Genomic DNA, 10,872 nt, shown 5'->3' with positions numbered 1-10,872 from the left:
GGAACGGGGGAGGGCGGTCCGTATGAACGAGACGCTGGTGACGGTCGTGGGAAACGTCGCGACGGAGCCGGACTACCGGGAGGCGGCGAACGGCTCGCCGTCCTCGCGGTTCCGCCTGGCGGTGACGGTGCGCCGCTGGGACCGGTCCAAGGAGGAATGGGCGGACGCGTACACGAGCTTCTACACCGTGTGGGCGTGGCGCGCGCTCGCGGCCAACGTGGTGGAGTCGCTGGACGTGGGGGAACCGGTCGTGGTGCAGGGCAAGTTGCGCATCCGGGAGGAGGAGCGCGAAGGGAAACGGTGGCTGTCGGCGGAGATTGACGCGGTGTCGGTCGGTCACGACCTGAGCCGCGGGACGTCGGTCTTCCGCAGGGTGTCACCGGCGAGGGCGCTGCCCGCGGAGCCGTCCCCTCCCTCACCCCCTCCGGCCGTCCCCGCCGGCGCGGAGCCTCCGCCCTTCTGAGGAGCCGCCGCCCTTCTGAAATGGTCGGTTTGTCCCGGTGATTTATCGATATTGCCAGGTCAGGCCGCGTTTCCCCGGTAACGATTCCGATTCGGATCGATTGAGCGGCCCCTCCCGTGGGGATGGTGTCGCGCTCGCTCTTTAAGATCACGTTCACAGCAACGTGCCACGGGGGGTCGCGGCGGCGGGACTACGGCCGCGCGCGACAGCGTGCAACGGGGGCTTCTGAGTCGTGAGTTCGGTGGCGAGGCGCGCCGACTTGTTCTGCGTTCGCCCGGAAGGAAGTCGATGATTTCTGTCAGGAGGCGGGGAGCCGCCCGCCTTGCCGCAGCCGCCCTGGCGACGGGACTGGCCGCGGTGGGCACGATAGCCGCGGCGGGCCCCGCCGCCGCGGACGACGCGCCGCAGAACCCGGGCGGCGTCGCCGCCACGCTCGGCGGCATCACCGCGGGCTCGGGCGCCGTGGTGCACGACCGGCGCAAGACGGGCGAGGTCCCCGCGGGCCTGTTCGAGATGAAGGTCGACGGGGGCGGCACGCTGCAGACGTACTGCATCGACATCCTCACCAACCGGGTGGACGGCGCGCGCTACCGCGAGGTCGGCTGGGGCGAGTCGTCCCTGCACGCCAACAAGGACGCGGGGAAGATCCGCTGGATCCTCCAGCACTCCTACCCCCAGGTGAACGACCTCGCCGCGCTCGCCAAGGACGCCGGTACGGGCCCCCTCGACGCGAACACCGCCGCCGCCGGCACCCAGGTGGCCATCTGGCGGTACTCGGACGGCGCCCAGGTCGATGCCAAGGACCCCGCCGCCGAGAAGCTCGCCGACTACCTCTACAAGAGCGCGAAGGACGTCGAGGAGCCCGAGGCGTCCCTGACTCTGACGCCGCCGGCGCTCTCGGGCAAGCCCGGCCGGAAGCTCGGCCCGGTCGCCGTGCGGACGACGGCGAGCAGTGTCACCATCACTCCTTCAGGTGATGCCGTGGCCCGGGGCGTGAAGATCGTCGACAAGGACGGCAAGCCCGTCGCCGCCACCGGCAACGGCGGCGAGTTCTACGTGGACGTCCCCGCGGGCGCCCCCGACGGCTCCATGGCGCTGAAGGCCACGGGCGCCGCCAAGGTCCCGGTCGGCCGGGTCCTCATCGGCGACCACACCACGACCCAGACGCAGATCCTGGCCGGCTCGAGCGAGAGCGCCGTCTCCGCGGGCGCCACCGCGCACTGGACGGGCAAGGGCGCCGCCCCGGCCCTGTCCGCCCGGAAGAACTGCGCCAAGGGCGGCGTCGACGTCACCGCCGACAACCAGGGCGACGCCCCCTTCACCTACGAGCTGGCCGGCACGAAGCACACCGTCGCGCCCGGCAAGTCGGAGACCACCCTGGTGAAGGTCGGCGAGGACCGCGCGTACCGGTTCACGATCACGGGCCCGGGCGGCCTGTCCAGGACCTTCGCCGGGATCATGGACTGTGCGACCTCCGCCGCCACCGCGGCCGCGGCCCCCGCGGGCGGCGCCGCGGGATCCGGCCCGCAGCCCGGTCCGGTGTCCGGCGCCGCGGGCGGCGGGGACGGCGGGGAGGACGGCGGCACCGCGGACGACGGCACCAAGGCCACCCTGGCCTCCCGTATGAGCCCGGCGTCGACGGGCGGGGGCGCCGGCAAGGCGGCCGCAGTCCGGGCCGACGGGGACCTGGCCGCGACCGGCGGCAGCCACACGACGCCCACGATCGCCGGCATGGCGATAGCGCTGATCGTCGCCGGCAGCGGCGCGGTCTACCTGCTGCGCCGCGAGCGGGCGGCCTCCGGGGAGTGAGTGGCGGGCGGGGCGCCGCGGGGCCTCCGGGCCCTGCGGTGTCCGCCCGGGATCGGACCGCGTCCGTATCGGGTTTCCGCCCCGGGCGTCCGGTGCGGCAAGATGGGTGTATCTGCCCTCACGCGGCGGAGCCGCACATTGGCCCTTCTCGATTGCCGGACGGTTTCTCTTGGCTGAGTACATCTACACCATGCGCAAGACGCGCAAGGCGCACGGCGACAAGGTCATCCTCGATGACGTGACGCTGAGCTTCCTGCCCGGTGCGAAGATCGGTGTGGTCGGCCCCAACGGTGCCGGTAAGTCCACCGTCCTCAAGATCATGGCGGGTCTGGAGCAGCCGTCCAACGGCGACGCGTTCCTCACGCCCGGCTACACCGTCGGCATCCTGATGCAGGAGCCGAAGCTGGACGAGTCCAAGACCGTCCTGCAGAACGTCGAGGACGGCGTCGCGGAGATCAAGGGCAAGCTCAACCGCTTCAACGAGATCGCCGAGCTCATGGCGACCGACTACTCGGACGCCCTGCTCGACGAGATGGGCAAGCTCCAGGAGGAGCTCGACCACGCCAACGCCTGGGACCTCGACGCCCAGCTCGAGCAGGCCATGGACGCCCTGGGCTGCCCCCCCGGCGACTGGCCGGTCGTCAACCTCTCCGGTGGCGAGAAGCGCCGCGTCGCGCTCTGCAAGCTGCTGCTCGAGGCCCCCGACCTGCTGCTCCTCGACGAGCCCACCAACCACCTCGACGCCGAGTCGGTGAACTGGCTGGAGCAGCACCTCTCCAAGTACGCCGGCACCGTCGTCGCGATCACCCACGACCGGTACTTCCTGGACAACGTGGCCGAGTGGATCCTGGAGCTCGACCGCGGCCGCGCGCTCGCCTACGAGGGCAACTACTCCACCTACCTGGAGAGCAAGCAGGCCCGTCTGAAGGTCGAGGGCCAGAAGGACGCGAAGCGCGCCAAGCGCCTCAAGGAAGAGCTGGAGTGGGTCCGCTCCAACGCCAAGGGCCGCCAGGCCAAGTCCAAGGCGCGCCTCGCCCGTTACGAGGAGATGGCGGCCGAGGCCGACAAGATGCGGAAGCTGGACTTCGAGGAGATCCAGATCCCGCCGGGCCCGCGCCTGGGCTCCATCGTCGTCGAGGTCAACAACCTCTCCAAGGCCTTCGGCGAGAAGGTCCTCATCGACGACCTGTCCTTCACCCTGCCGCGCAACGGCATCGTGGGCGTCATCGGCCCGAACGGCGCCGGCAAGACCACGCTGTTCAAGATGATCCAGGGCCTGGAGACCCCGGACTCCGGCGAGATCAAGGTCGGCGAGACCGTCAAGATCTCGTACGTCGACCAGAGCCGCGCCAACATCGACCCCAAGAAGACCCTGTGGGCCGTCGTCTCCGACGAGCTGGACTACATCAACGTCGGCCACGTCGAGATGCCCTCGCGCGCCTACGTCTCCGCCTTCGGCTTCAAGGGCCCGGACCAGCAGAAGCCGGCCGGCGTGCTCTCCGGCGGTGAGCGCAACCGCCTCAACCTGGCGCTGACCCTCAAGCAGGGCGGCAACCTGCTGCTCCTCGACGAGCCGACCAACGACCTCGACGTCGAGACCCTCTCCTCCCTGGAGAACGCCCTGCTCGACTTCCCGGGCGCCGCTGTGGTCGTCTCCCACGACCGCTGGTTCCTGGACCGGGTGGCCACGCACATCCTGGCCTACGAGGGCGACTCGAAGTGGTTCTGGTTCGAGGGCAACTTCGAGTCCTACGAGAAGAACAAGATCGAGCGCCTCGGCCCGGACGCGGCCCGTCCGCACCGCGCCACCTACAAGAAGCTCACCCGGGGCTGACCGTGGCGCGCCACCTCTACTCCTGCCCCCTGCGCTGGTCGGACATGGACGCCTTCGGCCATGTGAACAACGCGGTCTTCATCCGTTACCTCGAAGAGGCGCGGATCGACTTCATGTTCCGGCTGGCGCCGGGGGAGGGGAGCACGTCGTTCCAGGGCGGGTCCGTCGTGGCCCGGCACGAGATCGACTACCTGCGCCCCCTGGTGCACCGGCATGCTCCGGTGACCGTGGAGACCTGGGTGACGCGGCTCGGCGCCGCGTCCCTGACCGTCGCCTACGAGGTCAAGGACGAGGAGCACGTCTACGTCCGCGCCAGCACCGTCGTCGTCCCCTTCGACTTCGAGGCGGGCCGCCCCCGGCGGATAACCGCCGAGGAGCGGATGTTCCTGGAGGAGTTCCGGGACGAGGAGGAGGCCGGCGGCGGGCGCGGCGACGGGTCCCCCAAGGAGGCCGTCGCCGTATGACGGGGCTCCAGCCTCCGACCGGGCAGCGGCTGCGGTTCGCCGATGCCGGGGAGACGGCCGACCTGGTCGCCTTCCTGGCCCGGCTGATCCACTACGACCGGGCCGCCGTGGTCCGGCTGCAGGCCGCCGGCGGGGTGCTCGGCGTCTTCGGCCGCCCGCCCTCCTTCGAGGTGCTGGCGGTCCGCACGGCCCGGCTGGCCCACGGCGGGGCGCTGGACGTCACCGTCTCGGCCGGGCAGCTCGCCGACGCCCTGGACGCGGCACCCGCCGCGCCCTCGGGCGAGCTGGAGATCACCGTCCCCGCTGCCGTCACCGGCCCGCCCTGGGCCGGGGTGCTGCCGCCCCGCGGTGGCTGGCAGCGCGTGGAGGGCCTTCCCGGCCAGGAGATCCTGAGGAGCGCGGTCGGCGCGGCGGTCGCGGAGTTCCGCGCCCGCGACGAGGCGCTGCCCGAGCAGCGCCGCACGCGGGTCGAGCGCGACCGCATCGGCCGCGAGATCTGGTCCCGCACGCTCGGCGAGACCGGGCTGCCGCTGCGCGCGGTCCACGCCGCGCAGTCGCTGGGCTTCCTGCGGCCCGCGCGCGCGGGTGCAGGCTCCGTGAGCCGCTCGTCGGCGCAGGGCTCCCGCACGGGCACGGCCCTGGCGCCCGAGGCGCCGGTGGTGCTCTTCGCCGCGGCCGGCTGGCTGCGGCTGACCACGCCGTACGGCTCCATTGCGGTACGGACGGGCGGGGTCTCCGGGCTGACGGTCACGCCCGCCTGAGGCTCGGCCCCGGGGAGAGCCCGGGAGCTCAGCCCTCGGTGTTCACCATCGACGCCGCCGCATACGTCAGGTAGTTCCACAGCTGCTGCTCCAGCTCCGGAGCGAGCTGCAGCTCGTCCACCGCGTCCCGCATGTGCCGCAGCCACGCGTCGTGCGCGGCCCGGTCGACGGTGAAGGGTGCGTGGCGCATCCGCAGCCGCGGGTGGCCCCGGTTCTCGCTGTACGTCCGCGGCCCGCCCCAGTACTGCATGAGGAAGAGCACCAGGCGCTCCTCGGCCGGGCCGAGGTCCTCCTCGGGGTACATCGGCCGCAGCAGGGGGTCGCCCGCCACGCCCTCGTAGAAGCGGCGGACCAGGCGCCGGAAGGTCTCCTCGCCGCCGACCTGCTCGTAGAAGGTCTGCTCCTGAAGCGTGCCGCGCGGAATCTCAATCACCCCTCCATGGTCTCAGACGCACCGGCCGAGGACCGGCGATGTAGGACCTTCGCACAAACCGCAGCCGCGGCGCACAGTGGAGGCATGGGCGCCACCCACCTGAAGCGGGACATGGAGCTGTCCTCGGCGCTGCGGGCAGAGCTGGTCGAGAGGCTGCGGGCGGCCGGTGAGCTGACCGACCCCCGGTGGCGGCGCGCCTTCGCCGAGGTGCCCCGGGAGCTGTTCGTCCCCGTCTACTACACCGGTGTCATCGGCGGCTACCAGCGCATCTCCGGCGGCGACCCCGACCCCCTGGGCCATGAGGACTGGCTGGTCGGCGCCTACGCGGACGAGCCGCTCGCCACCCGCGTCCGGGACGGCGAGCCGATCTCCTCCAGCAGCCAGCCCTCCCTGATGGCCAGGATGCTCTCCGCCCTGAACGTCCAGGACGGCCACCGCGTGCTGGAGATCGGCACGGGCACCGGCTACAACGCGGCCCTGCTCGCCCACCGCCTCGGTGAGGGCCAGGTCACCACCGTCGACCTCGACCCGGAGATCACCGCCTCCGCCCGCGACCACCTCACCGAGGCCGGCTTCCACCCGGAGGTCGTCACGGGGGACGGCGCGCTCGGCTGCCCGTGGCGCGCCCCGTTCGACCGGATCCTCGCCACCTGCGGCGTCTCCCGGGTGCCGCCCGCCTGGATCGCGCAGACGCGACCGGACGGCCTGATCCTCGCCCCGCTCGCCACCGGCCTGATCGCGCTGCGGGTCGCGGACGCCACGCACGCCGAGGGAAGGTTCCTGCGCACCCCCGCCTACTTCGTTCAGCTGCGCGGCGGCGCGGCCGCTCCGGTGCCCCGGATCCGGGGCCTGCCCTGCCGGCTGCTGCAGAGCGAGCGCTTCCGCTTCCTGCTGACGCTGACCGCCGGTGCACTGGACCCGGCGGGCGCCCACGCCGTCTGGCGCGCCGAGGGCCGCCCGGGGCGCGAGCGCTTCGGCGTCTCGGTCGCGGGCGACGCCCAGTGGGCGTGGCTGGACCACCCCGAGGGCCCGTGCAGGTGGCCGCTGGGCGGTACGCGCCGGCCCTGACGTATCCGACGGACCGGCGCCCGCGGCCGGTCAGCCCCGGTGCAGGGTGATCGTCGTCCACGCCCCCACGTGCACCCGGTCGCCGTCCTGCAGCGGCACGGGTACGTAGGGCTGGATCGGCGTCTCCGAGCCGTTGATGGTGGTGCCGTTGGTGGAGTCCTGGTCGACCACGGCCCAGCTGCCGTCGGGCTGCTGCACGAACATCGCGTGCTGGTGCGAGACGCCGGGGTCCTCCGGCGGGCGCGACAGGTCGATGTCCGGCGACTCGCCGGTGCTGTGGCGCCGCCGCCCGACCGTGACCTGGGGCCCGTTCAGCGGCAGTTGCAGCTCGGGGGAGTACGCCGGGAGGTTGAGCCCGGCGGCCTCGGGGCCGCTGCGGTTCATCATCGCCATGAAGTACTCGCGGTCGGGCGCCACGACGGCCGTCCACCCGGCCGGCGCGTGCTGCTGGGGCGCTCCCTGCTGCCCCGGTACCCCGCCCGTCGCCGCGTGCTCGTACCCGTAGGGCGAGGCGGGCGGCGCCGTGGCCGTGCTCGGCGGGGGCAGCATCCAGTCGCCGTCGGCCGCGTCCGCGTAGACCGGCTCGGAGTACGGCGAGGACGTGGGCGTCTCCGGAGTGAGCGGCTCGGCGGGGCGGTTGATCCGCGACGGGCGCGAGCCGTAGTACTCGTAGGACTGCGGCGGCTGGGTGTGCTGCGGCGGGGGCGGCGGAGCCGACTGCAGCCCCTGCGGGGCCGGCGGTGGCGGCGGCCCGAACGAAGCGCCCGTCCGGGTCAGGAAGTTGTACCGGCACTCCTCGCAGAAAGGTGCCTGCGCCTCGCGGGGCGTACGGCAGTGCGGGCACAGCTCCGCCTGGACGGTCGTGTCCCCGGTGTGCCCGCCGAAGCCGTAGCCGGGCGCGCCCTGCGGGCTGCTCGGGGGCGGCAGGGGCGCGCCGGTGGGCGGTGCGGGGGGAGGCGGCGGGACGGCGCCCGTGGCACCGGCGGGGCCGGGCCGGTCGGGCGCCCCCGACATGCGGTGGCCGCACACCTCGCACCAGTCCTCGGCCGTCGACTGGTGGCCGTTCGGGCAGGTCGGCATGTCGGTTGATCCCCCTCGTGTGCCGTTCGTTGCGGTCGGTGCCGGCGGGGCGGTGGCCTGCCGGCGGTTGCTTTCCAGGGTCGGGGCGGACGGTCCGCGCCACGGCACACTCTGCGGCCGCCACGCCTCCCGGCGCTACTTCTTCACCCGTACGGTTTTCGTCGAGCGTGTTTCGAGGGTCATCTGCGCCTCCGCCGTGACCTTCGCCTTCAGCCGCACAGTACCCGTCGCGGCATCCACCACGTCCACCACCTTGGCGAGGAGTTTCGCGGTGTCCTCGTTGCCGGAGCGGTTCGCCAGCTGGACGGCGCGGCCGAGCTTGGCCGTCGCCCCGTCGATATCGCCCGACCGGCGCAGGTCCAGGCCCTGCTGGATGACCCGGGCCAGCTCGGCCTGGCCGGTGTAGTGGGCGACCTGGGGGTTGAGGGAGGTGGACGCGGCGAGATCGTCCGTCCAGACCGCCCGCACGAGGCCCTGGGCCGGCACGTGCGGAGAGGAGCCCGCCGGCGCGGGCAGCACCAGCGAGACGCGGGCGGCGAGCATCTCCTCGCCCACCGCGGCCGCGGGCACCCGCACGCACAGGTGGTAGTCGCGGGACTCGTCGCCCCAGGAGCCGGTGGGGTAGTCGCCGATGCGCGGGCCGGCGTCCACGCGCCGCTCGGTCAGCGTCTCCAGGGACGGTGCGACCTGCTTGAGGAACTGCACCTCGGCGCCCTGCGGCGTCCACAGGCGCAGGGCCACGTCCGCGACCTCTTTACCCATGGCGTTCTCCATCATCCGCGTGAAGTCGGCGGACAGCCCGGCCGGGTCGGCGACGATGTCGGCCGTGCCCAGCAGCGCCGAGGCGATGCCGGTGACCTCCTTGACCTCCCAGTCGGTGCCCACCCCGCGCGCGTCACAGGTGAACCGGCCCGCACAGACCTGCAGCGAGGCGCGCAGGGCGTCGGGCTCCTCGTGCTCGTTGCGGCCGTCGGTGAGCAGGATGCCGTGGCGTATCGGCGCCTCGGACGACTCCAGCAGCCGGTCGGCCAGGCGCAGCCAGGTGCCGATGGCGGTGCCGCCGCCCGGGGTGAGCTTGCGCAGGGCGTCCTTGGCCTGCTGCCGGGTGGTGGCGTCGGCCAGCGCGAGCCGCCCGCCGCCGGGGTAGGCCTCCTTCGCCTGGTGGGTGCCGGCCACGACGGCGAAGGCCACGCCGTCGCGCAGGGTGTCGATGGCGGCCGCCGTGGCGGCGCGGGCGCCGCGCATCTTCGTCGGCGGGTAGTCCATCGAGCCGGAGCAGTCGACCATGACGACCACGGCCGCGTCGGGGCCGGCGGCCCGTTGCCCGTAGGACGAGGGGGACTGATGGGGCACCAGGGGAGTCCGGGAGGCGAGCGGCGTCTCCGCCATGGTCCCTCCGCCCGTGGCGGTGACCGTGACGATCGCGTTGACCTCGCGCCCGCCCTCCGGCAGATGGGCGTTCTGGTACACCTCGACCGTGAACCGGTGCTCGCTCGGCTTGGAGAAATTGGCCATCTGATCCGCTCCTCGGTACTCCGTCCGTGCCATGGACACCCGGGCGGACCTGCGCGCAGCACCGGCCCGGCCACCGGCGCGCATCCCCCCTGCGGGCACCTCCGGCGGCAGCCGGGGGAGCCCTGGTCTCAGGCCGATCCTGCCCCCTCGGGCGACAGCGGGAACGGCAGTACGGCCACTGTTACGTTGTCGTGGCCCCCTCCGTCCAGGGCGTGGGCCAGCAGGTGCCGGGCGCACTCCAGCGGCCGCGTCCTGGCGTCCGGCGGGGTGACCTCGGCCATCAGCTCGGCGGACTCGGCGTAGTTCCACAGCCCGTCCGTGCAGACGATGACCACGCCCTTGCGGTCGGGGTGGAAGGACGCGGTGTGCGGCTCGACCTCGTAGGCGTCCGCGCCCAGCCAGCCGGTGATGGCGTGGGCCCGCTCGTCGGCGTACGCCTCGGCCTCCGTCAGCAGGCCCGCGGCGACCATCTGAGCGGCCCAGGAGTCGTCCTCGGTGAGCCGGGCAGGCTGGGTGGAACGGTCCTCCGGCACCCAGTAGGCCCGGCTGTCGCCGACCCAGCCGACCGTGAGCAGGTCGCCCGTGACGACGGCCGTGACGATCGTGCACGCGGGGGCGTTCTCGTGGCGGTGCGGGTCGTGCTGCAGCGGCCCGCGCGCGGGCGCGGCCAGCGACGTGACCGCCTCGGCCGCCCGCATGATCGCATCATGGGTCGCCTGCCGCGGATCCCCTCCCTCCGGCAGGGCCGCGACCAGCACCTCCCGTGCGGCCGCGCACGCCGCGGCCGACGCCTCGTCGGGGCGCGTCGCGGACGACACGCCGTCACTGACGACGGCGACGGTGGCCGGGGCCCCGTCGGCGAGGGCGATGGCGGACACGGCGTACGCGTCCTCGTTCCGGTGGTGGCGCAGTCCGCGGTCGCTGACCGCTGCGACGCCTGGCAACTGGTGCTCCATGTGATCCCGTTCGCGCGGCTGTGCATGCCCGCAGTGTTCGCAGTACCCGTCCTTGTCGATCATGCCGGATCGGCACGACCCGCAGATCCGCCCGGTGCCCTCGGGAGCCGGGTGGGCGGCACCCTCCTCGGGCGGCAACCCGGAGACCTCGTGCGCCGCCTGCGCCGGGACCCCGCCCAGTACGGCCCCGGTGCGGGGGTCGGGCGCGCCGGGGGCCGCCGAGGCGTCACTTCCCGGTGGCCGCACGGGCTGTGGCGGGCCGTCGTCCGAGGGCGCAGGAGGCACGAGGGGAGCCCGTACGGCCGTCCGGGCGCCGGGGTCGGGCAGCGCGAGCCGGTAGTCGGACGGGCCGTCGCCGTCGTCGGGGAGGACCGGAGGCACCGCCGACAGGTCGGCGCCGCAGCCGCCGCAGAAATTGTCGGCCGGGTCCAGCGGTTCCCTGCAGGCGGGGCACGCCGTCAGTTGTGAGGGGCGCGGCACTTGCGACAT

The 10,872-nt window shown here is 73.4% G+C and carries 10 protein-coding genes; 6 read left to right on the top strand and 4 right to left on the bottom strand.

Going from position 1 to position 10,872, the window contains the following annotated elements:
- Positions 1–22: 22 nt before the first annotated feature.
- The 5 genes from FGW37_RS11185 to FGW37_RS11165 all read left to right on the top strand — a co-directional run bounded on the left by FGW37_RS11185 (position 23) and on the right by FGW37_RS11165 (position 5,331).
- A complete protein-coding gene (locus FGW37_RS11185) occupies positions 23–463 on the top strand; it encodes a single-stranded DNA-binding protein (RefSeq protein WP_179080930.1) in 441 nt (146 codons plus the stop codon).
- Between the two features lie 288 nt (positions 464–751).
- On the top strand, positions 752–2,272 hold the full coding sequence (locus FGW37_RS11180) for a Cys-Gln thioester bond-forming surface protein (RefSeq protein WP_179080929.1): 1,521 nt from the start codon (positions 752–754) through the stop codon (positions 2,270–2,272).
- Positions 2,273–2,441: 169 nt separating this feature from the next.
- Positions 2,442–4,106 (top strand): energy-dependent translational throttle protein EttA, encoded by a 1,665-nt coding sequence (gene ettA / locus FGW37_RS11175; RefSeq protein WP_179080928.1) that lies wholly within the window; start codon positions 2,442–2,444, stop codon positions 4,104–4,106.
- A 2-nt stretch (positions 4,107–4,108) separates the two neighbouring features.
- Positions 4,109–4,570 carry an acyl-CoA thioesterase gene (locus FGW37_RS11170; protein ID WP_179080927.1) on the top strand — a complete coding sequence of 154 codons (462 nt, stop codon included), beginning with the start codon at positions 4,109–4,111 and terminating at the stop codon, positions 4,568–4,570.
- Complete coding sequence (locus FGW37_RS11165; RefSeq protein ID WP_179080926.1) at positions 4,567–5,331, top strand: DUF8010 domain-containing protein; 765 nt, start codon at positions 4,567–4,569, stop codon at positions 5,329–5,331. The genes FGW37_RS11170 and FGW37_RS11165 overlap by 4 nt, the downstream gene beginning before the upstream one ends.
- Before the next feature lie 28 nt (positions 5,332–5,359).
- On the opposite strand, the gene FGW37_RS11160 is transcribed toward FGW37_RS11165, so the two are convergent.
- Positions 5,360–5,764, bottom strand: a complete 405-nt coding sequence (locus FGW37_RS11160; RefSeq protein WP_058044403.1) for a globin — start codon at positions 5,762–5,764, stop codon at positions 5,360–5,362.
- An 84-nt stretch (positions 5,765–5,848) separates the two neighbouring features.
- On the opposite strand from FGW37_RS11160, the gene FGW37_RS11155 reads away from it, so the two are divergent.
- Entirely contained in the window at positions 5,849–6,832 is a 984-nt protein-coding gene (locus FGW37_RS11155) for a methyltransferase domain-containing protein (RefSeq protein WP_246430350.1), read from the top strand.
- A 30-nt stretch (positions 6,833–6,862) separates the two neighbouring features.
- Here the strand turns inward: FGW37_RS11155 and FGW37_RS11150 are convergent, their stop codons facing one another.
- The 3 genes from FGW37_RS11150 to FGW37_RS11140 all read right to left on the bottom strand — a co-directional run bounded on the left by FGW37_RS11150 (position 6,863) and on the right by FGW37_RS11140 (position 10,872).
- Positions 6,863–7,912, bottom strand: a complete 1,050-nt coding sequence (locus tag FGW37_RS11150) for an FHA domain-containing protein (RefSeq protein WP_179080925.1) — start codon at positions 7,910–7,912, stop codon at positions 6,863–6,865.
- 135 nt (positions 7,913–8,047) lie between these two features.
- Positions 8,048–9,427, bottom strand: a complete 1,380-nt coding sequence (locus FGW37_RS11145) for a vWA domain-containing protein (protein WP_179080924.1) — start codon at positions 9,425–9,427, stop codon at positions 8,048–8,050.
- Between the two features lie 128 nt (positions 9,428–9,555).
- Positions 9,556–10,872, bottom strand: a complete 1,317-nt coding sequence (locus tag FGW37_RS11140) for a PP2C family protein-serine/threonine phosphatase (protein ID WP_179080923.1) — start codon at positions 10,870–10,872, stop codon at positions 9,556–9,558.

This window comes from Streptomyces rectiverticillatus, from assembly GCF_013394065.1.
In the GTDB taxonomy this organism is placed as follows: domain Bacteria; phylum Actinomycetota; class Actinomycetes; order Streptomycetales; family Streptomycetaceae; genus Streptomyces; species Streptomyces rectiverticillatus.
The sequence above is the reverse complement of the archived record's forward strand: the minus strand, read 5'-3'. Positions and strand labels throughout refer to the sequence as shown.